Origin of the sequence: Actinomycetospora soli (assembly GCF_021026295.1) — a bacterium.
Taxonomy (GTDB): domain Bacteria; phylum Actinomycetota; class Actinomycetes; order Mycobacteriales; family Pseudonocardiaceae; genus Actinomycetospora; species Actinomycetospora soli.
In genome coordinates, this window is record NZ_JAJNDA010000013.1 from 127,944 (window position 1) to 148,981 (window position 21,038).

21 protein-coding genes are annotated in these 21,038 nt (G+C 75.5%); 17 read left to right on the forward strand and 4 right to left on the reverse strand.

Translation table 11 applies throughout. The features are described from left to right. Positions 1-47 precede the first annotated feature (47 nt). A complete protein-coding gene (locus LN037_RS33785) occupies positions 48-1,859 on the forward strand; it encodes a helix-turn-helix domain-containing protein (RefSeq protein WP_230756348.1) in 1,812 nt (603 codons plus the stop codon). A 149-nt stretch (positions 1,860-2,008) separates the two neighbouring features. After that, on the forward strand, positions 2,009-3,052 hold the full coding sequence (locus tag LN037_RS21100) for an alcohol dehydrogenase catalytic domain-containing protein (protein ID WP_230756351.1): 1,044 nt from the start codon (positions 2,009-2,011) through the stop codon (positions 3,050-3,052). Positions 3,053-3,908: 856 nt separating this feature from the next. On the opposite strand, the gene LN037_RS21105 is transcribed toward LN037_RS21100, so the two are convergent. After that, entirely contained in the window at positions 3,909-5,153 is a 1,245-nt protein-coding gene (locus tag LN037_RS21105) for a geranylgeranyl reductase family protein (protein ID WP_230756355.1), read from the reverse strand. A gap of 24 nt (positions 5,154-5,177) precedes the next feature. After that, complete coding sequence (locus LN037_RS21110) at positions 5,178-5,588, reverse strand: secondary thiamine-phosphate synthase enzyme YjbQ (RefSeq protein ID WP_230756362.1); 411 nt, start codon at positions 5,586-5,588, stop codon at positions 5,178-5,180. A gap of 124 nt (positions 5,589-5,712) precedes the next feature. Between LN037_RS21110 and LN037_RS21115 the strand changes: the two genes are divergently transcribed. After that, a complete protein-coding gene (locus LN037_RS21115; RefSeq protein ID WP_230756365.1) occupies positions 5,713-6,498 on the forward strand; it encodes an SDR family oxidoreductase in 786 nt (261 codons plus the stop codon). A gap of 89 nt (positions 6,499-6,587) precedes the next feature. Continuing rightward, positions 6,588-7,901 (forward strand): hypothetical protein, encoded by a 1,314-nt coding sequence (locus tag LN037_RS21120; RefSeq protein ID WP_230756367.1) that lies wholly within the window; start codon positions 6,588-6,590, stop codon positions 7,899-7,901. A 12-nt stretch (positions 7,902-7,913) separates the two neighbouring features. Here the strand turns inward: LN037_RS21120 and LN037_RS21125 are convergent, their stop codons facing one another. Both LN037_RS21125 and LN037_RS21130 read right to left on the reverse strand, forming a co-directional pair. After that, positions 7,914-8,372: a ferritin-like domain-containing protein gene (locus LN037_RS21125; protein ID WP_230756370.1), complete on the reverse strand. Its 459-nt coding sequence runs from the start codon at positions 8,370-8,372 to the stop codon at positions 7,914-7,916. Further along, on the reverse strand, positions 8,369-8,827 hold the full coding sequence (locus LN037_RS21130) for a hypothetical protein (RefSeq protein WP_230756372.1): 459 nt from the start codon (positions 8,825-8,827) through the stop codon (positions 8,369-8,371). Before LN037_RS21130 ends, LN037_RS21125 begins: the two co-directional genes overlap by 4 nt. Before the next feature lie 114 nt (positions 8,828-8,941). On the opposite strand from LN037_RS21130, the gene rimP reads away from it, so the two are divergent. The 13 genes from rimP to rpsO all read left to right on the forward strand — a co-directional run bounded on the left by rimP (position 8,942) and on the right by rpsO (position 20,883). Further along, positions 8,942-9,541, forward strand: coding sequence for a ribosome maturation factor RimP (rimP, locus tag LN037_RS21135; protein ID WP_230756374.1), 600 nt, complete (start codon positions 8,942-8,944; stop codon positions 9,539-9,541). After that, positions 9,538-10,536, forward strand: a complete 999-nt coding sequence (nusA, locus tag LN037_RS21140) for a transcription termination factor NusA (protein WP_230756377.1) — start codon at positions 9,538-9,540, stop codon at positions 10,534-10,536. The genes rimP and nusA overlap by 4 nt, the downstream gene beginning before the upstream one ends. Before the next feature lie 50 nt (positions 10,537-10,586). After that, positions 10,587-10,976 carry a YlxR family protein gene (locus tag LN037_RS21145; RefSeq protein ID WP_230756380.1) on the forward strand — a complete coding sequence of 130 codons (390 nt, stop codon included), beginning with the start codon at positions 10,587-10,589 and terminating at the stop codon, positions 10,974-10,976. Positions 10,977-11,037: 61 nt separating this feature from the next. Further along, positions 11,038-14,148 (forward strand): translation initiation factor IF-2, encoded by a 3,111-nt coding sequence (infB, locus tag LN037_RS21150; RefSeq protein ID WP_230756382.1) that lies wholly within the window; start codon positions 11,038-11,040, stop codon positions 14,146-14,148. A 4-nt stretch (positions 14,149-14,152) separates the two neighbouring features. After that, positions 14,153-14,449 (forward strand): DUF503 domain-containing protein, encoded by a 297-nt coding sequence (locus LN037_RS21155; protein WP_230756385.1) that lies wholly within the window; start codon positions 14,153-14,155, stop codon positions 14,447-14,449. A gap of 21 nt (positions 14,450-14,470) precedes the next feature. Then, complete coding sequence (gene rbfA, locus LN037_RS21160; RefSeq protein ID WP_230756388.1) at positions 14,471-14,962, forward strand: 30S ribosome-binding factor RbfA; 492 nt, start codon at positions 14,471-14,473, stop codon at positions 14,960-14,962. 71 nt (positions 14,963-15,033) lie between these two features. Continuing rightward, entirely contained in the window at positions 15,034-16,350 is a 1,317-nt protein-coding gene (locus LN037_RS21165; RefSeq protein WP_230756391.1) for an MATE family efflux transporter, read from the forward strand. 77 nt (positions 16,351-16,427) lie between these two features. Next, positions 16,428-17,189, forward strand: coding sequence for a 3-oxoacyl-ACP reductase FabG (gene fabG, locus LN037_RS21170; RefSeq protein WP_230756394.1), 762 nt, complete (start codon positions 16,428-16,430; stop codon positions 17,187-17,189). A gap of 50 nt (positions 17,190-17,239) precedes the next feature. Then, positions 17,240-17,929 (forward strand): hypothetical protein, encoded by a 690-nt coding sequence (locus tag LN037_RS21175; RefSeq protein ID WP_230756396.1) that lies wholly within the window; start codon positions 17,240-17,242, stop codon positions 17,927-17,929. Positions 17,930-17,968: 39 nt separating this feature from the next. Then, the gene (gene truB, locus LN037_RS21180; protein WP_230756400.1) at positions 17,969-18,895 is read left to right on the forward strand and encodes a tRNA pseudouridine(55) synthase TruB; all 927 of its coding nucleotides are present in this window, start codon (positions 17,969-17,971) and stop codon (positions 18,893-18,895) included. A 119-nt stretch (positions 18,896-19,014) separates the two neighbouring features. Then, complete coding sequence (locus LN037_RS21185) at positions 19,015-19,956, forward strand: bifunctional riboflavin kinase/FAD synthetase (protein WP_230756403.1); 942 nt, start codon at positions 19,015-19,017, stop codon at positions 19,954-19,956. Then, on the forward strand, positions 19,956-20,462 hold the full coding sequence (locus tag LN037_RS21190; RefSeq protein WP_230756406.1) for a 2'-5' RNA ligase family protein: 507 nt from the start codon (positions 19,956-19,958) through the stop codon (positions 20,460-20,462). The genes LN037_RS21185 and LN037_RS21190 overlap by 1 nt, the downstream gene beginning before the upstream one ends. A 151-nt stretch (positions 20,463-20,613) precedes the next feature. Continuing rightward, complete coding sequence (rpsO, locus tag LN037_RS21195; RefSeq protein ID WP_230756408.1) at positions 20,614-20,883, forward strand: 30S ribosomal protein S15; 270 nt, start codon at positions 20,614-20,616, stop codon at positions 20,881-20,883. Positions 20,884-21,038 lie beyond the last annotated feature (155 nt).

A 21,038-nucleotide genomic window follows, 5' to 3' on the forward strand; every position in this document is an offset into this window, starting at 1 on the left:
TCCGCTTTCTGGCCCGCGCACCGCGGCGCGGCCTAGCGTCCGGGGGTGTGACGGCGGCCCGCGTGCTCGACGCCGCCCGCGAACGTTTCCGGCGCGGCGGTCGGGCGGCGCTGCCCGACGGGGTCGTCCGCGAGGAGATCGTGGCGTCCTGGGAGCGCTCGCCCACCGTCCCGGCGGACCCCCCGTTCGTCGGGCACCACGACGGCGGCCCGCTCGTCGCGGCCGCCGACGCCGTCCTGCACCGGTTCGCCCGCGAGAACGGCGGGTCGGGGTGGTCGGTCGCGCTCGTCGGTGACGACGGCGTCGTCCGGGTGCGCTACGACACCGACCCGGCGCTCGGCGAACTCCTCGACGCGGCCGGGTTCGTGCCGGGTCACCGCTGCGACGAGGAGTCCGTCGGGACCACGGCGGCGGCGGTCGGCGGACGCCTGCGCCGCACCGTGCTCGTCGAGGGCCCGGAACACCTCCACCCCGCCTGGCGGGTGTTCCGGGAGGCGGCCGCCCCGGTCGTCGGCGGCGGAATCGTGCTGGTCGCGCACGCCGGGGACCCCGCCCCGCCCGCCGTGGCCCGGCTGCTCGCCGACGCCGTGGCAGACCACGACGAGCGCGACCGGCGCCGCCGGGTGCTCGCCGTCCACGACGCGATGTCCGCCCTCCGCGCGGAGGGCGTGCCGTGGGTGGTCGCGGCGACCGGCGACGAGACCTGGCTGGGCCGCGAGGTGGCCGGGCTGCCCGACGCCGACCGGCGCACCCTCGGCGACACGCTCACCGCCTGCGTCCTGCTCGACGAGACCGGCGGCCCCCGCCACCTCGACCTGCCGTCCGGGACGTGCGCCGAGGTCGACCTGCGGGAGATCCGCGGGGAGGACGGCGAACTGTTCGGCGCGGTCCTGGCGGGCGGCCCGGTGGCGGTGCACGCGGGCGCCGGGCGGGTCAGCGTCGCGGCACGCGAGGCGCGGCGCCGGCAGGGCTCGCACGTCGCGCCCACCGCCCGGCGGGACTTCGCGGCGGACCTGCGCCGCGACCCGACGTCGGGGGAGGAGGCGCGGCGACGCGCGACGCAGGACCTGTTCGGGCCCTACGACCGGATGCGCCGCGACGCCACCGCCGCGCTCGGCCGCCGGCGGCACCTACTGCTGGTGGGCGAGACCGGGGTGGGCAAGCGGACCCTCGCGCGCGAACGCTTCCTCTCGCTGTTCCCGCGCGGTACGTCGACGACCGTGGACTGCTCCGGCCCGGTCGACGACCTGCGCCTCGACCCCGCCGGCGCCGACGCCCACCTGGTGCTGCTCGACCAGGTGCACGCCCTGACCCCGGTCGCGGCCCGCCGGCTCGACGAGGCGCTCCGCCCGCTGACCGCGATGCCCGGCCGCGTGGTGGTCGTCGGCTGTCTCGACTCGAGCGCGGTCGACGCCGGGCGTCCGTACGGCCTGCTCCTGCGCCACTTCCACGACACGGTGCGTGTCCCCGCCCTGCGCCACCGCACCGACGAGCTCGCCGGGATCGCGCAGGCGGTGCTGCGCTCGACCAGCGGCGGCCGGTCGGTGCGGCTCTCCCACCAGGTCGTCCGGGTGCTCGAGGGCTACGCGTGGCCCGGCAACATCGCCGAGCTCGAGGACGTGCTGCGCTACGTCGTCGCGCGCAAGCCGGTCGGCATCGTGCAGCCGCCCGACCTGCCGGCGCTGTGCTTCACGAGCGCGCCGCGCCTGACGATGCTCGAGACCGCGCAGGCCGACGCCATCATCCACGCGCTCTACGAGACGCGTGGCAACCGCTACAAGGCCGCCGCGATGCTCGGGATCGCGCGCTCGTCGCTCTACCGCAAGATCGACGCCTTCGGGATCAGCTACATCGCCTGACGCGCCGCCCCGGTCCGTCCCGCCTGCGGGACACCTGCCCTCGTGGGCCCGCGGACGGCCGTCGCGGAGTGTCCCGGAATCGGACAGTCGGGCTGTGGCCCACGCCATAGCGTCGAGGACGCTCAGCGGGCGAACCAGCGGAGGTCGCGATGAAGGCCCTTGTGTACCACGGACCCGGCCAGAAGGCGTGGGAGGACGTTCCCGACGCCGCGATCGTCGAACCCACCGACGTCGTGGTCAAGGTCGACACCACCACCATCTGCGGCACCGACCTGCACATCCTGCAGGGCGACGTGCCGGCGGTGACCGACGGCCGCATCCTCGGGCACGAGGCCGTCGGCACGGTGACCGAGGTCGGCGGCGCGGTCCGCGGGTTCTCGGTGGGCGACCGGGTCCTCGTCCCGGCGATCACGAAGTGCGGGCGCTGCGAGTACTGCCAGCGCGGCATGCCGTCGCACTGCCAGACCGTCGGCGGGATCGGCTGGATCTTCGGCCACCTCATCGACGGCACGCAGGCCGAGTACGTGCGCGTGCCCTACGCCGACACCTCCCTCTACATCGTGCCGCCGGAGGTCACCGACGAGCAGGCCATCTTCCTGGCCGACTCGCTGCCCACCGGGTACGAGGTCGGCGTGCTCGCGGGCGGCGTCCGACCCGGCCACACCGTGGCGGTGGTCGGGGCCGGGGCGGTCGGGCTCTCCGCGGTCCTGACGACGGGTCTGTGGGGCGCCTCCAAGGTGATCGCCATCGACTCCAACAAGTTCCGGCTCGAGAAGGCCCTCGAGTTCGGCGCGACCGACGCGGTCGAGGTCGGCCCGGGCACGGTCTCCGACGTGGTCGGCCTGACCGACGGACTCGGGGTCGACGTCGCGATCGAGGCCGTCGGCTACCCGGAGACCCTGCTGACCGCGGCCTCGCTCGTGCGGCCCGGCGGGACGATCGCGAACGTCGGCGTGCACGGCACCCCGGTCGAGATCCCCATGCAGGACATGTGGATCGCCAACGTGACCCTGACGATGGGCCTGGTCGACACCGTGTCGATCCCGACCCTGCTCAAGATGGTCGCGTCGGGACGCATCCCCGCCGAGAAGATGGGGACGCACTCGTTCACGTTCGACCAGATCGACGAGGCGTACGACGTGTTCGGCAACGCCGCGGCGAACCTGGCGCTGAAGGTCGTCATCACGCCCTGACCCGGCACCGGCGGGGGTGGGCGGACGTGCCGCGCACCGGTGGCGGGGGCGGGTTCCGGTGGGGGTGCCCGCCCTACCCGGCGGCACCGATGGGTGTCGGCGACCGACGATCCGGTGGGCAGGGACCCTGGCCGGCGCAGCCCTGGGTCGAGGTGGGCGCCGGGGCTCTCGCGTGCGATCGGGCGCACCGGGCGTCGACGCCGGAGCCGTCCGGCAGCAGGTCGACCGCGGACGACGGGCAGTCGGAGCGGCCCGCGCTCGTGCGGTCCGACGTCGGCGACGGGGACGGGCGCACAGGGCGCGGGCCCGTCGGTCGCGGGTGCGAGCTCGTCGTGGCGCAGCTCGTCGTGGGCCTCGGCGGATGCCGGCGCGTCGGGCCGAGCCGTGGCGATCGCGGGCCGGACGGCGGCGGGCTCCTCGAACCGGAGCTCGTCGTCGAGTTCGTCGTCGAGTTCGTCGTCGTCCAGCTCGTCGGTGCCGGTCTCGTCGAGGTGCGGCCGCAGGACCTCGTCGCAGTGCACGCGCAGTTCCCGCGCGACATGTGCCGGGTCGGTGGCCGCGGCGATGGCGGTCAGGAACTCCTCGGCCTCCGCCAGGGCGCCGTCGTCGTGGCCGTCGGCGGCCAGCGAGGCCAGGCAGTCGAGTACCGCGCGCACGCCGGGGCCGCTGACGGCGCCCGCCGCGACGGCGCGCGCGAGCAGCGGCAGACCCGAGTCGGCGAGCATCGTCGCCAGCTCGGTACGGGGGTCCGACGGCAGGTCCTGCGGCATGATTCGAACACTAGTACGAGGGTCCGACAGTCACGCTTCGTCGCGAAGGACGCGGCTCGACCCTCCGCGAGACGCCGCCGTCGGGATCAGCCCGCGGCGACCGGCGTGCGCAGGTCCGCGGCCGGGAAAGGCGGCAGCTCGTCGGCGCGCAGCGACGCCCTGCCCGCCAACCGCCAGGCGCGGGCGACCACGTCGTGGTCCTCCTCCGTGACGAGGTTCCCCATCACCCGCAGGGCCACCGTCATCAGGGCCTTCGACCGCATGCCCACCGGGCCCGCGACCGGCAGCAGCTTCGGCACCGTCAGGAGCTTGGCGAGGCGGCGGGCGATGGAGAACGCCGAGCCGTAGTGCTCCCGCAGCGTCGCGGGCCATGCGAGCGACCAGTCGTCCTCGGGCAGCAGGCCCACGACCAGCCGGCCGGTCTCGAGTCCGTAGTCGATCCCCTCGCCGTTCAGCGGGTTCACACAGCCCGCGGCGTCACCGACCAGCGCCCAGTTCCGCCCCGCCACGCCCGAGACCGCCCCGCCCATGGGCAGCAGCGCCGACGCGACGTCGCGCACCTCGCCGGAGAGCTGCCAGTCCTCCCGGCGCTGCGCGGCGTAGTGCGCGATGAGCGAGCGCAGCCGCACGTTGGCGGGCCGCTTGTCGGTGGCGAGCGTGCCGACGCCGATGTTCACGGACCCGTCGTGCAGCGGGAACACCCAGCCGTAGCCGGAGAGCACCTCGTTCTCGGTGCCGCGCAGCTCGAGGTGCGAGGAGATCCACGGGTCGTCGTGGCGGCCGGACGTGATGTAGCCCCGCGCCGCGACCCCGAAGGCGGTGTCCTTGTGCCAGACCCGCCCGAGCACGCGGCCGAGGGTGGACTTCGCCCCGTCGGCCACGATCAGCCGCCGGCAGGAGATGCGCGACCCGTCGTCGAACACGACCGCGGACACCGCGTCCCCGGCGAACTCCACGTCCACCGCGCGGCGGCCCTCCACGGGCACAGCACCGCGGTCGAGCGCCACCGACCGGATGCGCGCGTCGAGCTCGGTCCGGGCCACCGCGCCCCCGTGGGCGGGGAGCGAGCCTCCCGGCCACGGCAGCGTCAGGAGCTGCCCGAAGCCCGCGGCGCGCAGGCCGCGGTTCTCCCCGCGGCCACGGACCCACTCGCCGAGCCCGAGCTTCGTCAGCTCGGCGATCGCGCGGGGCGTCAGCCCGTCGCCGCAGGCCTTGTCGCGGGGGAAGACGGCGGCGTCGGCGAGGACGACGTCGTGACCCGCCTGCGCGGCCCACGCGGCCGCGGACGAGCCGGCCGGGCCGGCGCCGATGACGAGGACGTCGGTGTTCACGTGCTCCAGGATGCCAAGATCCGCTCAGCCCGCGAGCAGGCTGAGACGAATCTTGCGCGACGGGTTGTCGGTGTTGGTGTCGACCAGGCACACCGACTGCCAGGTGCCGAGGGCCATCCGGCCACCGAGCACCGGCACCGTCATCGACGGGGCGACCAGCGCGGGGAGCACGTGGTCGCGCCCGTGGCCGGGGGAGCCGTGGCGGTGGCCCCAGCGGTCGTCGGCGGGGAGGAGCTCGCGCAGCTGCGCCAGCAGGTCCGTGTCCGACCCGGCGCCCGTCTCGATCACCGCGATCCCCGCGGTCGCGTGCGGGACGAACACGTGCAGCAGCCCGTCCTCGGCGCCCGCGTCGCGCAGGAACCGCTCGCACTCCGCCGTGACGTCCCGGACCGTCTCCTGGCCGCCGGTGCGGACCTCGATCTCCTCGCTGCGCATCACGACGAGCCTACGTCCGCGCTCCCGACGTCGGGTGCGCGAGACTCCGGCGCGAGGAAGCGGCTCCACTGCCACTGGATGACAGCAACGACGCTTCGCTGCCACGGAGGAGAGGGAGGACCACATGACCGACGTCGCCGTCGTCACCGGTGCGGGACGGGGGATCGGTGCCGGGCTGGCCCGGGCGCTGAGCGAGCGCGGGTTGCACGTCGTGGTCACCGACGTCGACGGCGCCGCCGCCACGCGCACCGCCGAGGCCCTGCCCGGCCCGTCGACCGCGCTGCCGCTCGACGTGCGCGACGCCGGGGCCCAGCGCTCGGTGGCCGCCGCCGCGGCCGACCTGGGCGAGGTCACGGTCTGGGTGAACAACGCGGGCGTGCTCTCCACCGCGCCGGTCTGGGACGCCACGGACGCCGAGGTGACCGCGACGATCGAGATCAACACCCTCGGGGTCGTCCACGGCTGCCGCGCGGCGGTCGACGTCATGCGCCGCGGCGACATCCTCAACGTCGTCTCGCTCTCCGGGCTCGGCCCGACGCCGGGTCTCGCGATCTACGGCGCGTCCAAGGCCGCGGCGCTGTCCTACGTCCAGGCCCTGCACACCGAGCTCGGTGGTGCCCGCCGGCCGATCCGCTGCCTCGCGCTGTGCCCGGACGCGGTCTCGACCGACCTGCTGCGCGCCGTGTCGGACCGTCCGTCGTCGGCCCTGCTCTTCACCGGCCCGCGCGTGCTCGGCGTCGACGAGGTGGTCGCCGCCGGGATCGCGATGCTCGACGGGAAGCGGGAGCTGCGGGTCCTGCCGGGGTGGCGGGGCTGGCTCACCCGGACGCAGTCGCTGCTCCCCGTGGCAGCCCGCACGCTCACCCCGATGGTCGCGCGCATCGGGGAGCGGCGTCGGCCGACCGGGTGACACGCGGGGCACACCGGGGTCCGTGACACTTCCGTGATCTCGCGGGCTACCGTGAGCGCCGCCCGCTGTCACCCGATCGTGGAGGTCGGATGCTCCTCGTCGCCCCGGATCCCCGACACGGGATCGCACCGGAGCGCGTGCGTCGGATCCGTCGCCTGCTCGACGGGCTCCCGACGGCCCCCGGGGTGGCCGTGGCCCTGCCCGGCGGCCCGGACGGCGTCCTCGACGCCCTGGTGCTGCGGCCGGACGGGGTCCTCGGCCTCGTCCCGGCGGCGGTACGGGTCCCGGTCGGGGTCCCGACGACGGGTGGCGCGGGTCCGCAGGGCTCGCAGGACCGGGCGGCCGCGGAGATCGACCGCCTGCTCGCGCTCGCCGACCCGACGCCGACCGCCCCCCGGCAGGTCGTGCCCGTCGTCGACCGCGCCGCGCCCGACCGGGCCGACCCGGAGCGCACGGCCGAGGACGCGGGGATCGGGGTGGCCACCGCGGCGACCCTGGTGCTGACCGCCTCGTCCGGCCCCACCGTGCTCGACGCCGCCGAGGTGCGCCGGCTCTTCGCCGCCTGGCGGCTCGCCGAGTTCGTGCCCGACGCGGCCGACCTCGCGGCGGCCGGGTTCGAGGTGTCCCTGCCCCCCGGGGCGGTCCCCTCGGCGCGCTCCGCCGCCGTCTCCAACCCGGGCGGCCCCCTCGCGCGCCCGACCACCACCCCGATCCCGGCGGTGCCCGCGGCGCCGGCGGCCCCGGCCGGTCTGCCCGCCACGCCCGAGGAGTCCCCGCGGCTCGGCAGCGTCCCCGCCGACACCCGCCGTCGCCGTCGGGCCCGCCGCACGGTGGCGCTGCCCGCGTGGATGGCCTCGTGGCGCGGTCTCGGGCTGGCCGCCGTCGCCGCGTTCGGACTCGCGCTCGGCGTCGCGGTCCTCGTCGTGCGGGGGACCGGGGCGGCACCCGAGGAGATCTCGGCCGACCCGGTCCGGGTGGTGGACGGCGTCTCCTGGACCCAGCGGGTCGTCACGACCGACGCCACCTGCGAGGGCCACGCCTACGGCCTCGCGGTGCAGTTCCTGCGCGAGCGGCCCTGCACCCGGCTCGACCGCGCGCTGTGGACCGGCGACGCGGACGGGACCGCGGTGGTCGCGTCCGTGGCGGTGGTGCAGATGCACGACGCCGCGTCGGCCGCCGCGCTCAAGTCGCTGGTCGACTCCTCGGGCACGGGCAACGTCGCGGATCTGCTCCGCGAGGGCCGCGGCTACCCGGGCGCCCCGGCCGGGCTCTCCGGCGCGGGGTACTCGTCGACGCAGCTGGGGGAGACGGTCGTCATCACCGAGACCGACGGCACCGGTGGCGCGCGGGTCCCGGAGTCGACGCTCGACCGTCTCGCCCGCACGGCCCTCGGCCTGCGGTAGCCGGCGCCGATCTCAGGCCGGCGCCGACCCCGGCAGGCTCGGCACCGTCGGCGTGACGCCGGCCAGGATCCGCCAGCGCCGTCCCACCGTCGTCGCGGCGGTCATCGCCTCCACCCCGGTGGTGCGCAGGTCGCGGTCGTCGGTCCGCTCCAGGAGCGCGCGCCAGGCGCCCGCCACGTCGTCCTCGGCGGTCACCAGCAGCGCCGCGGCACTCGCCGCGTCGGTCACCGGCCGCGGCGTCGCATAGGCGGCCGCGGCGGGCACCGGCTGCTCCCCGGACGCCTCGAGGCGGGCGACCAGGGCGTCGCGGCGCTGCCGGTGCGCCAGGGCCGCGTCCGCGAGCGGCTGGGCGGCCGAGGCGGGCAGGAAGGCGGTCGCGAGCCCGCAGCACCACACGGCCGCGTGCTCGGCGCCCAGCGCGGCCTGGGCGGCCGCGGGCGCGCCGTCGGAGTCGGGGACGGGTGCACTCACGACGCGAGCGCCTCCGCCCAGCCCGCGCAGGAGGCGGCGACCGACGCGACGAGCCCCGCCCGGTACCGCGCCGTGGTGACGGCGAGGGCGGCCCCGGCGTCGCGCGCGGCGCCCAGCGACCGCGTCAGCGCCGCCACGGCGTCCGCCGCGGACGACGGGTTCCCGACGGCCGGTGGGGGCGCGTCGAGCACCTCCGCCCGGTCCGGGCGGGCCCGCCGGATCTCGATCGCGAGCGCCTCGGCGTGGGTGCGCCGCGCGTCGGCGACGGGGGTGAGGCGGGCCGCCGCGTCGGGGAACGCGCCCGCCGCCGCCGTGGCCAGCGCGGCGTCGGCGCGGGCCGCCGTCCAGGGCGCCTCGAGCTCGTCCGGCCGGTCGTCCCGCGCGCACCCCGCGGCCCCCAGGGTGGCCACACCCGCCGTCAGGACGACGAAGGATCGGCGGGAGAGGTGCGGCATCACCGGTCATCGTGCCAGTCGCCGGGCGGGGCGAGCGGAGCGACGGGGCGTCGGAGGGCGGGACTACTGTGGGGACACCGCTCCCTCACCCGTCCTGGAGGCAGACCCGTGCCCGTGGGCCCACCCACCGGTGCCGCCGCGACCGCCCTGACGCCCGTCGTGACCGACGTCGTCGAGCGGGCCGGCTTCGTGCTCGACGACCTCGACGTGCGGCCCGCCGGCCGCCGTCACGTCGTCCGCGTCACCGTCGACACCCCTGACGCGCCCGCCGTCGACGACGGGCCCGCCGGCGGCGTCGACCTGGACGCCGTCGCGGCCCTGAGCCGCGACGTGTCGTCCGCGGTCGACGCCCACGAGGCGGCGCAGGGGGCGGTGCTCGGCGAGTACACCCTCGAGGTCTCGACGCCGGGCACCGACCGGCCGCTCACCGAGCCGCGGCACTGGCAGAAGGCGTGGCTGCGCCGCGTGGCGGTCACCCTCGACGACGGCACGAAGCTCTCGGGCCGGGTCGGTGCCGTGACCGACGCGACGGTCACGCTCGCCGTCGAGAAGGGGTTGCAGGAGATCCCGCTGGAGCGGGTGGAGCGGGCCGGGGTCGAGGTCGAGTTCAAGCCGGCGCCCGAGGCGCAGGTCGAGGCCCTGCGGGACGATCGACGGCAGAAGGACGCGCAGCGCGGCGGAGCCGGACCCACCGAGAAGGAGCAGCAGCAGTGAAGGTCGACCTGATGGCCCTGCGCGCGATCGAGCGCGACAAGGACATCGCCTTCGAGACGGTCGTCGCGGCCATCGAGTCGGCCCTGCTGACCGCCTACCGCCAGGCCGGGAACGAGACCCCGGGTGCCCGCGCCGAGGTCGACCGCACCTCCGGCGAGATCCGCGTGCTCGTCCCCGAGACCGGCGAGGACGGCGAGACCGTCGGCGAGGTCGACGACACCCCGGCGGGCTTCGACCGGATCGCGGCGACGACCGCCCGGCAGGTGGTGGTCGCGAAGCTGCGCGACGCGGAGAACGACCGCAGCTACGGCGAGTACGCCACCCGCGAGGGCGAGGTCGTGTCCGGGGTCGTGCAGCGCGACGCCCGGGCGAACGCCCGCGGCGTCGTGGTCGTCGACATCGGCACGATCGAGGGCGTCATCCCGTCCGCCGAGCAGGTGCCCGGCGAGAAGCTGGAACACGGCGAGCGGGTGCGCTGTTACGTCGTCGGTGTCAGCCGGACCCCGCGGGGCACGGCGGTGACGCTGTCGCGGACGCACCCCAACCTCGTCCGGAAGCTGTTCGCCTTCGAGGTCCCCGAGATCGCGAGCGGGGCCGTGGAGATCACCGCCATCGCGCGCGAGGCGGGGTACCGCTCGAAGATCGCCGTCCGGTCCACCGTGCCCGGCCTGAACGCCAAGGGCGCCTGCATCGGCCCGATGGGCGCGCGGGTGCGCGGCGTGATGGACGAGCTGCACGGTGAGAAGATCGACATCATCGACCACTCGGACGACCCGGCGGAGTTCGTGGGCAACGCCCTCTCGCCGTCGAAGGTGGTCTCGGTCGAGGTCGTCGACCTCCGGGCCCGCGCGGCCCGCGTCGTCGTGCCCGACTACCAGCTCTCGCTGGCGATCGGCAAGGAGGGCCAGAACGCCCGCCTCGCCGCCCGGCTCACCGGCTGGCGGATCGACATCCGCTCGGACGCCGAGCCCGGGTCCGACCTCGTCGCACCCTGAGGGTGGGTACGGGGCTTCGGCGCCGCGGGGAGAACGCGGTAGAGTCAGACATGGCCCGGACCCGTCCGGCTCACCACGAGGTTCCACCGATCGAAGGACCGGTGCGCACCTGTGTGGGGTGCCGATCGCGGGGGCCGGTGTCGGAACTGCTGCGAGTGGTGGCCGTGGACGGGACCTGTGTGCCCGACCCACGGCGTCGCGAGCCGGGGCGGGGTGCCTGGGTGCACCCCGACACCGACTGTCTGCACCGCGCGGAGCGCCGATCGGCGTTCCCCCGGGCGCTGCGCGTCCCGGGGCCGCTGGACCTCGACGCCCTGCACGCACTGCTCGCGCCGCAGCCGACACCGACCGACCCGAGCGCAGGCCCCGACGCCCGTCGGGGTCGGAACACCAGGAAGCAGGTCGACCCCCATGAGCCAGCCGTGAAGCACTCGCGATGAGCGCGCAGGCGTAGGACACGAGGTCGCGGGCACGCCGCCGACCTCGAGAATGAGGAGATCAGTGGCAGGCAAGGCCCGGGTGCACGAGCTCGCGAAGGAGCTCGGCGTCACCAGCAAGCAGGTACTTTCGCAGTTGGAGTCCCTCGGCGAGTTCGTGAAGTCCGCGTCCTCGACGGTGGAGGCTCCGGTCGCGCGCAAGCTGCGCGACTCGATGGGCAGCGGCGGCAACGGCGGGTCCTCCCGCGGGCCGCGCCCCGGTGGCCGCTCCGGCGGCCCCTCCGCCGGCGGCAACGGCTCCGGCAACGGCTCCGGCAACGGCTCCGCCCCGGCTCCGGCCCCGGCGACGCCCGGTCCGCGCCCCGGCGCGACCCCGACGCCCGGTCCGGCCGCGCCGGAGGCGCCCGCCGCCTCCGCGCCCGCGGCCCCCGCCGCGCCGACGCCCGGTCCGGCGGCCCCGAAGCCGTCCGACGCCCCGCGCCCCGGCGCCGAGCGTCCCGGCCCGCGCCCCGGTTCCGGCCCCGCCGACCGCGGCCCGCGCCCGAGCGGCACCGACCGCCCCGACCGCCAGCAGCGCGGCATCCCGAAGCCGGGCAGCCAGCGCGGCGGCTCCGTCGAGCGCGGCGGCGACCAGCGTCAGGGCGGTCCCCGTCCCGGCCAGGGTCGTCCCGGCGAGCAGCGCGACCAGCGCCCGGGTGCACCGCGCCCGGGGCAGGAGCGTCCCGCCGCCGCGAGCGCCGGCTCCGACTCCACGGTCGCGCCGCGGCCGGCCGCGCCGCGTCCGGGTCCGAAGACCCCGCGCGTCGGCAACAACCCGTTCGGCGTCGGCTCCGGGGCCCCGCCCCGTCCGCAGGCGCCGCGTCCCGGCGGTGGTGGCTCGGGCGAGCGCCCGCCGCGTCCGCCGCGTGACGGCGAGGCCCCGATGCCGCGTCCGCCGCGGGACGGCGAGCGGCCCGCGGCGGGCGACCGTCCGCCGCGTCCCGGTGGCACCGGGGGCGCGACCCCCGGCAACATGCCGCCCCGTCCGAACCCCGGCATGATGCCGGCCCGTCCCGCCGGCGCGCCCGGTCGTGGCGGACCCGGTGGACCCGGCCGTGGCGGCCCCGGCGGTCGTCCCGGTGGCGGCGGTCGTCCCGGTGGTGGCGGCGGTGGCTTCCGTCCCGGTGGCGGTGGCCCCGGTGGCGGTGGCGGCGCGCCCGCGGGCGGTTTCCGCGGTCGTCCCGGCGGCGGCGGTGGCCGCGGCCGTGGCGGTGGCGCCGCCGGTGCGTTCGGTCGCCCGGGCGGTCCCGCGCGTCGGGGGCGCAAGTCGAAGCGGCAGAAGCGTCAGGAATTCGACAACATGCAGGCGCCGTCGGTCGGCGGTGTCCGCCTGCCGAAGGGCAAGGGCGAGACCGTCCGGCTGCCCCGCGGCGCGTCGCTGACCGACTTCGCCGAGAAGATCGACGCCAACCCGGCGTCGCTGGTCCAGGTGCTGTTCCACCTGGGCGAGATGGTCACGGCCACCCAGTCGGTGTCCGACGACATCCTCGAGCTGCTCGGCAGCGAGATGAACTACGACGTGCAGGTCGTGTCCCCCGAGGAGGAGGACCGCGAGCTGCTGGAGTCGTTCTCCATCAGCTACGGCTCCGACGAGGGCGACGAGGAGGACCTGGCGGCCCGTCCGCCGGTCGTCACCGTCATGGGTCACGTCGACCACGGCAAGACGCGCCTGCTGGACACCATCCGCAAGACGAAGGTGGCCGAGGGCGAGGCCGGCGGCATCACCCAGCACATCGGCGCCTACCAGGTCGAGACCGAGCTGGAGGGCCAGGAGCGGCTCATCACCTTCATCGACACCCCGGGTCACGAGGCGTTCACCGCCATGCGTGCCCGTGGTGCGAAGTCCACGGACATCGCGGTGATCGTGGTCGCGGCCGACGACGGCGTCATGCCGCAGACGGTGGAGGCGATCAACCACGCCCAGGCGGCCGACGTGCCGATCGTGGTCGCGGTGAACAAGATCGACAAGGAGGGGGCCAACCCCGCCAAGATCCGTCAGCAGCTCACCGAGTACAACCTCGTCGCCGAGGAGTTCGGTGGCGACACGATGTTCGTCGACATCTCGGCGCGGCAGAACATCAACATCGACGGGCTGCTCGAGGCCGTCCTGCTCACCGCGGACGCCTCGCTGGACCTCCGGGCCAACCCGGACATGGAGGCCCAGGGTGTCGCGATCGAGGCGCACCTCGACCGTGGCCGCGGCCCCGTCGCGACCGTCCTGGTCCAGCGCGGCACGCTCCGCGTCGGCGACTCGGTGGTCGCGGGCGACGCCTCCGGGCGTGTCCGACGGATGCTCGACGAGTTCGGCGAGGACGTGCGCGAGGCGCTGCCCTCGCGTCCGGTCCAGGTCATCGGCTTCACGTCGGTGCCCGGCGCGGGCGACACGTTCCTGGTCGTCGACGAGGACCGCGTGGCCCGGCAGATCGCCGACCGGCGTCGTGCCCGCGAGCGCAACGCGCAGCTGGCCAGCCGCCGCAAGCGCATCTCGCTCGAGGACCTCGACGCCGCGCTGAAGGAGACCAACGAGCTCAACCTGATCATCAAGGGTGACAACTCGGGTACGGTCGAGGCGCTCGAGGACGCGCTCGTGAAGCTCGACGTCGGCGACGAGGTCCAGCTCCGGGTGCTCCACCGCGGGGTCGGTGCGATCACCGAGGGCGACATCAACCTCGCGATCGCGTCGGACGTCATCGTCATGGGCTTCAACGTCCGTGCCGAGGGCAAGGCCACGGAGCTGGCCAACCGCGAGGGCGTCGACATCCGCTACTACTCGGTGATCTACCAGGCCATCGACGAGATCGAGGCGGCCCTCAAGGGCATGCTCAAGCCGATCTACGAGGAGGTCGAGCTCGGCACCGCGGAGATCCGCGACGTGTTCCGCTCCTCCAAGTTCGGCACGATCGCCGGCTGCCTGGTGACCGACGGGATCATCCGCCGCAACGCCAAGGCACGCCTGGTGCGCGACGGTGCCGTCATCGCGGAGAACCTGACCATCGCCTCGCTGCGACGGTTCAAGGACGACGCCACCGAGGTCCGCGACGGCTACGAGTGCGGTCTGACGCTCGGGTCGTTCAACGACATCAAGGTCGACGACAAGATCATGACCTACGAGATGCGGGAGAAGCCGCGCGAGTGATCTCGTGTTCGTAGGTGTGCTCGAGCTCGACCTGCTGCTCGGCGACGTCGGGAGCATCAAGGAGAAGCGCTCCGTGGTGCGACCGGTCGTCGCCGAGCTGCGGCGCAAGTACGCGGTCTCGGTCGCCGAGGCCGGACACCTCGACCTCCACCGCCGCGCCCTCATCGGCGTGGCGGTGGTGGCCGCGGACGCCGGGCACGTCGGTGACGTGCTCGAGAACTGCGAGCGCCTCGTGAGCTCCCACCCCGAGTTCCAGGTGCTCTCCGCGCGGACCCGCTGGATGGGCCCGCACGACGACTGATCTGTTGGAGGATGGCCCGAGATGGCCGATGCACCCCGCGCCCGGCGCCTCGCCAAGCGGATCATCCAGATCGTCGCCTCGACGCTGGAGCACGAGGTGAAGGACCCGCGGCTCAAGCTGGTCACCATCACCGACGCCCGCCTCACCGCGGACCTGCGCGAGGCGACCGTGTACTACACCGTCTACGGCGACGAGACCGACCAGCAGAACTCGGCGGCGGCGCTGGCCAGCGCCACCGGGGTCGTGCGCACCGCGGTCGGCCGTCAGACCGGGGTGCGCCACACCCCGTCGATCACCTTCGTGGCCGACGCCGTGCCCGAGGGGGCCGCGCGCATGGAGGAACTGCTCGCGGGCGTGCGGGCCGCCGACCAGGAGGTCGCCTCGCTCGCCGCGGGCGCGACCTACGCCGGCGAGGCCGACCCGTACCGCACCCCGCACGAGGACGACGACCTCGACGACGAGCCCGCCGGGTCCGACGGGTCCCTCGACGGGGACGACCGGCCGCGGGGGTAGCACCTCCCGGTGCCGGCAATGCGTCACTGCGTGCACCCAGTGACAGGACATCCGACATCGTCGGGGAGCCCGTGACCACCTCGCTCGACGCCGGGCCGACCCGGGTGCTGTCGCTGTCCGCGGCCGCCCTGGTCGTGCTGGTCGCCGAACCGCTCTACCTGCTCGTCGACACCGCCGTGGTCGGGCGGCTCGGGGCGTTGCCGCTGGGCGCGCTCGCCGTCGGGGCGGTCGTCCTCGCGCAGGTGTCGTCGCTCGGCACCTTCCTCGCCTACGGCACGACCGCCCGCGCCGCCCGCGCCTTCGGGGCGGGCCATCGCGACCGGGCGGTGGCCGAGGGGGTGGCCGCCACCTGGCTGGCGTTGTTCGCGGGGATCGCCGTGATCGTGATCGGCCAGCTGATCGCCCGGCCGGTCGCCGACGGCCTCGGTGGTGGCGGGGTGCTGGCCGACGAGGCGGTCGACTGGATGCGGATCGCCCTGTTCGGCGCGCCCGGCATCCTCGTCGCGATGGCCGGCAACGGCTGGATGCGCGGCGTGCAGTCGACCCGCGCCCCCGTCGTCGTGGTGCTGGCCGGCAACGGGGCCTCCGCGATCGTCTGCCCGATCCTGGTGCACGGCGTCGGCCTCGGGCTGGAGGGCTCGGCCATCGCCAACGTCGGGGCGCAGACGATCGTGCTCCTGCTCTTCGTCGGCGCGCTGGTCCGCGAGAGCGTCCGCCTCGGGGTGACGCTGCGCCCGGTCGCCGCCGACCTGCGCGCGCAGCTCGGCCTGGGACGTGACCTGCTGCTGCGCAGCCTCGCCTTCCAGGCGTGCTTCCTCTCGGCGACGGCCGTGTGCGCGCGCTTCGGGGCGGCGTCGGTGGCCGCCCACCAGGTCGTGCTGCAGCTGTGGACCTTCATGGCGACGGTGCTCGACTCGCTGGCCATCGCCGCGCAGCAGCTCGTCGGGGCGGCCCTCGGGGCGTCGGCGGCCGGGTCGGCGCGCACCGTCACCCGGCGTGTGACCTGGTACGGGATCGCGCTCGGCGTCGTCGCGGGCCTCCTGTTCGCCGCGCTCGCGGGCGTCCTGCCGCGGGTGTTCACCCCGGACGCGGCCGTCCTCGCGACGATCCCCGCCGCGTGGTGGTTCTTCGTCGCCCTGCAACCGGTCGCCGGCTTCGTGTTCGCCCTCGACGGGGTGCTGCTCGGCGCCGCGGACGCGGCGTTCCTGCGCCGGCTCACGCTCGGCTGCGCGCTCGTCGGGTTCCTGCCCGCGATCTGGGCGTCGCTGGCGTTCGGCTGGGGCCTCGCCGGCGTGTGGGCCGGGCTGTCGCTGTTCATGCTCGGCCGGGCGGTCGGGGTGGGCCTGCGGGCGCGCGGGGACCGGTGGATGGTGACCGGTCAGGCGTGACCGGTCCCACCCGTCGTCGGGAATGGAGCGGGTGCAGGATGGGGCCGAATCGACCCGTCCCTGGAGGTCCCTCTGTCATGACCGCTCCCACCCCCCGCGTCGCGATCGTCACGGGTGCCGCCCGCGGACTCGGGGCCGCGACCGCGCTGCGTCTGGCCGCCGACGGGCTGGCCGTCGCGGTGATCGACCTCGACGAGTCGGCCGCCAAGGGCACCGCGGACGCCATCACCGAGGCCGGCGGGAAGGCCATCGCGGTCGGCGCGGACGTCTCGGACGCCGACGCCGTGACCGCGGCGGTCGAGCGGATCGTCGCGGAGCTCGGCCCGCCCACCGTGCTGATCAACAACGCCGGCATCACGCGGGACAACCTGCTGTTCAAGATGACCGAGTCCGACTGGGACCAGGTCATGGGCGTGCACCTGCGCGGCTCGTTCCTCATGACCCGCGCCGTGCAGGGGCACATGGTCGCCGAGCAGTTCGGGCGGATCGTGAACCTCTCGTCGACCTCGGCGCTGGGCAACCGCGGCCAGGTCAACTACTCCGCGGCCAAGGCCGGGCTGCAGGGCTTCACCAAGACCCTCGCCATCGAGCTCGGCCGCTTCGGCATCACCGCCAACTGCGTCGCCCCGGGCTTCATCGCCTCGGAGATGACGAAGGCGACCGCGGAGCGGCTCGGGCAGGACTGGGAGGAGTGGCAGGCCGCGCGCGCCAAGGAGATCCCGGTGCAGCGCGTCGGGGTCCCGGAGGACATCGCGAACATGGTGTCCTTCTTCGTCGACGAGCGCGCCGGATACGTGTCCGGCCAGGTCATCTACGTCGCGGGTGGCCCGAAGACGTAGGTCTCCTGCCGACGGGGGTGACTGTCGGGGGTGCGTGCTTCCCTGCGGTCATGAGCGGGACGGTGTGGGACCCCGGGGCCATGGCGTGGCTCCGGGAGGTGCGGGACCGGTGGCGGGCCCTCGGGGTGCTCGGGCTCCTCGAGGAGGCCGTCGCCGCGGTGTGGGAGCACAACGTCGCGCGCCACGACCCGGCCGTCGCGGGGGACACGGCGCTCACGCTCGGGCTCACGTCGTCGGAGAACCTGCGGATCCGGCTGCTCGCCGTGGCCGGGGAGTGGGCGGGTCGCGGGGTGCGGATCGGCGCGCCCCGCAACTCGCTGGTCGTCGAGCACGAGCACGTGGCGCTGCACGCGATGAAGGCGCCGCCGGGTCACGGCGCGGCCCCCGTCTTCGGTGCCCTGCGCTGGGACGGGACGATCCGGGCGGCGGCCGCGGCCGAGAACGGGGCGGGCTACGTGCCGGTCGGCGGACAGCTGGCCCTCGACGGGGTCCCCGCACCCCGGGACCCGCCCGAGGCCGCGCCCGGCCTGCGCCACGTCGTGCTCGTGTGGACCGGCACCCCGTCCACCGTGACGACGACGGGGTGGCTCGCCGTGCCCTGGGAGGGCGCGCACGGCGGCGACCCGCCCGCCGCCGCGTGGCTCGCGGCGCTCCCGGTGTGGGCGCACGGACCGGCGGACGTCCCGGCCCCGCCGTCCGTGCCCGCGGTGTCGATCCCGTTCGACCGCGTGTCCCCCTGACGCCGGTCGCCCGGCGCGGGCAGGGGAGGATCCGCGGCGATGAACGCCCGCACCCCCCGCCGCCCACCTCCGCCGCCCGGCCTCCTCGTCGTCGACAAGCCGGGCGGGTGGACCTCGCACGACGTCGTCGGGAAGGCCCGTCGCCTCGTGGGCACCCGGAAGGTCGGGCACGCCGGCACGCTCGACCCGATGGCCACCGGCGTCCTGGTCCTCGGTGTGGAGCGGGCGACCAAGCTGTTGGGGCACCTCGCGCTCGACACCAAGACCTACCTCGCGACGATCCGGCTCGGCGCCGCCACCGGCACCGACGACGCCGAGGGCGAGGTGGTCTCGTCGGCGGACGCGAGCGGGGTCACCGACGCCGCGGTCGACGCCGGGGTGGCCGCCCTGACCGGGGACATCGAGCAGGTGCCGAGCGCGGTGTCGGCCATCAAGGTCGACGGGCGCCGCGCGTACGAGCGGGTGCGGGCGGGGGAGGAGGTCGAGCTGCCCGCGCGGCCGGTGCACGTGGGGCGCTTCGACGTGCTGGCCCGCCGCCGCGAGGGGGAGCGGCTGGACCTCGACGTGCTCGTCGACTGCTCGTCGGGCACCTACGTGCGGGCGCTCGCCCGCGACCTCGGGGCCGGGCTCGGCGTCGGCGGGCACCTGACGGCGCTGCGCCGGACGCGCGTCGGGCCGTTCACGCTCGCCCACGCCCGCACCGTGGACGAGATGGTCGCGGAGGCCGACGGCGAGGCCAGCCGCGCCGGACTCTCGCTCGACCTGGACGCCGCGACGGGCACGGCGTTCCCGCGGCGCGACGTCGACGCCGCCGGAGCGGCCGACCTCGCCCACGGGCGTCCGCTGCCGCCGACCGGCGGCCCGGGCACCACGGCGGTGTTCGGCCCCGACGGGCACGTGATCGGCCTCGTCGCCGATTCCGACGGCCGGGCGCGCCCGGTCCTGGTGCTCGCGCCCGCGACCTGAGCCGGCGGCGGGAACACCCGGGAGGTGACGCCGCCCCCGTCACCGGGAAGCCCCCCGGGTGCGCCCGTAGGCTGAGCGCGATCCGACGACACCGCAGCGCGCGGGGAGGCCCGAAGCACGTGCAACGCTGGCGCGGCCGTGACGGCGTCCCCCCGGGCTGGGGACGCTGCGTGGTGACCATCGGCGTCTTCGACGGCGTGCACCGGGGCCACCAGCAGCTCATCGGGTACGCGGTCGACCGGGCCCGCGAGCTCGGGGGGCTGCCCACCACCCTCATCACCTTCGACCCGCACCCCAGCGAGGTGCTGCGTCCCGGCTCGCACCCGGCGCAGCTGACCACGCTCGCGCGCCGCGCGGACCTGGTGGCCGAGCTCGGCGTCGACGCCTTCTGGGTCCTGCCGTTCACCACCGACTTCGCGCGCGTCGAGCCGGACGAGTTCGTCCACGAGCTGCTGGTGGACCGGTTGCACGCCTCGGCCGTGGTGGTCGGGAAGAACTTCACGTACGGCTACCGCGCCGCCGGCGACGTGCCGGAGCTGGAGCGGCTCGGCCAGCGGTTCGGGTTCGAGGCGATCGGGCTGGACCTGGTCGCCGACGGAGATCGGGGGCGCACGGTGACCTACTCGTCGACCTACATCCGCAGCTGCATCGCCGCGGGGGACGTCGAGGCCGCCGCGGACGCCCTCGGCCGCCCGCACCGCGTGGAGGGCGTGGTGGTCAAGGGCGACCAGCGGGGTCGCGACCTCGGCTACCCGACGGCGAACGTGTCGGTCACCGCGCACGCCGCGGTCCCCGCCGACGGCGTGTACGCGGGCTGGTTCCTGCGCGACGGAGAGAAGCTGCCGACGGCGGTCTCGGTGGGCACGAACCCGACCTTCTCCGGGCAGCAGCGCACCGTCGAGGCGTTCGTCCTCGACCACACCGAGGACTTCTACGGCCAGCGCGTCGGCGTCGAGTTCGTCGCCCGGGTGCGGGGCCAGGAGCGCTTCGACTCGGTGGAGGAGCTGATCACGGCCATGGACGGCGACGTCGCGAACACCCGGAAGCTCCTCGGGATCTAGTGCGGCTGTTCGTCGCGGTCCTCCCGGACGAGGCCGTGGACGCGGCCGTCGACGGGGCGGTCGCGGACCTCGACCGCGACCGGTGGCGCCCGGTCGCCCGCGAGCGGCGGCACGTGACCCTGCGGTTCCACGCCGACGCCGACCCGGACGCGGTGGCCGCCGGGCTGCGGGGTGCGCCGCTGCGGGCGCCCGCCCTCGCGTGCGGAGGCGCCGGGGTCTTCGGCACGGCGCTGTGGCTGGGGGTGCACGCGCACGACCGGGACACCTGGCACGCGCTGCTGCGCGCGGTCGGCACCGACCCCGCCGACCACGTCGCCCACCTGACCGTCGCGCGGTGCCGGGGACGCGCGCCGTCGGTGCCCCCGGGCCTCGAGGCCCACGCGGGCCCGAGCTGGACCCCGCGGGCGATCGTGCTGGTGGCGAGCGGGTCGCCCTACCGGGTGATCGAGGAGTTCCCGCTGGTCGCGCCCCCGGGCGCCGACGAGGCCGTCGGAGGTCACCGGTAGACTCGACCACGATCCGGCTGCGGTCCGTGGCGGCCGGACACCGATCGGTACACGCGAGCGGCTCGATCGGCCGCCCACCCGCCGTCGGGACGGCACACGGTACCGGGCTCGCCCCGGGTACGACGACGAAGACACGAGGAGCACCACCGACGTGGCCCTGACCACCGAGCAGAAGAAGTCGATCCTCTCCGAGTACGGCGTGCACACCACCGACACGGGTTCGCCCGAGGCCCAGGTGGCGCTGCTGACCAAGCGGATCGTCCAGCTCACCGAGCACCTGAAGATGCACAAGCACGACCACCACTCCCGCCGCGGCCTGCTGCTGCTGGTGGGTCGCCGCCGCCGGCTGCTGAAGTACGTGGCGTCGGTGGACATCAACCGCTACCGGACGCTGATCGAGCGTCTCGGCCTGCGCCGCTGATCCCCGGGCCGCCCGCGACACGTCGCGGGCGGCCCGATCTGCACTCCCACACCTGAACACGAGCCCCGCCGCCGTCGCCCCACCCGGGGAGGACCCGGTCCTCGACAGTGGCTCCCGGAACCGGCGTCCGGGGGCTTCGATCGAAGACCGGTCAC

Coding starts and splice junctions, on each gene's coding strand:
- LN037_RS21100 (WP_230756351.1), top strand. CDS start 2,009: ATGAAGGCCCTTGTGTACCACGGACCCGGCCAGAAGGCGTGGGAGGAC.
- LN037_RS21110 (WP_230756362.1), bottom strand. CDS start 5,588: ATGCGCAGCGAGGAGATCGAGGTCCGCACCGGCGGCCAGGAGACGGTC.
- LN037_RS21115 (WP_230756365.1), top strand. CDS start 5,713: ATGACCGACGTCGCCGTCGTCACCGGTGCGGGACGGGGGATCGGTGCC.
- LN037_RS21120 (WP_230756367.1), top strand. CDS start 6,588: ATGCTCCTCGTCGCCCCGGATCCCCGACACGGGATCGCACCGGAGCGC.
- LN037_RS21130 (WP_230756372.1), bottom strand. CDS start 8,827: ATGCCGCACCTCTCCCGCCGATCCTTCGTCGTCCTGACGGCGGGTGTG.
- LN037_RS21145 (WP_230756380.1), top strand. CDS start 10,587: ATGGCCCGGACCCGTCCGGCTCACCACGAGGTTCCACCGATCGAAGGA.
- rbfA (WP_230756388.1), top strand. CDS start 14,471: ATGGCCGATGCACCCCGCGCCCGGCGCCTCGCCAAGCGGATCATCCAG.
- fabG (WP_230756394.1), top strand. CDS start 16,428: ATGACCGCTCCCACCCCCCGCGTCGCGATCGTCACGGGTGCCGCCCGC.
- LN037_RS21175 (WP_230756396.1), top strand. CDS start 17,240: ATGAGCGGGACGGTGTGGGACCCCGGGGCCATGGCGTGGCTCCGGGAG.
- truB (WP_230756400.1), top strand. CDS start 17,969: ATGAACGCCCGCACCCCCCGCCGCCCACCTCCGCCGCCCGGCCTCCTC.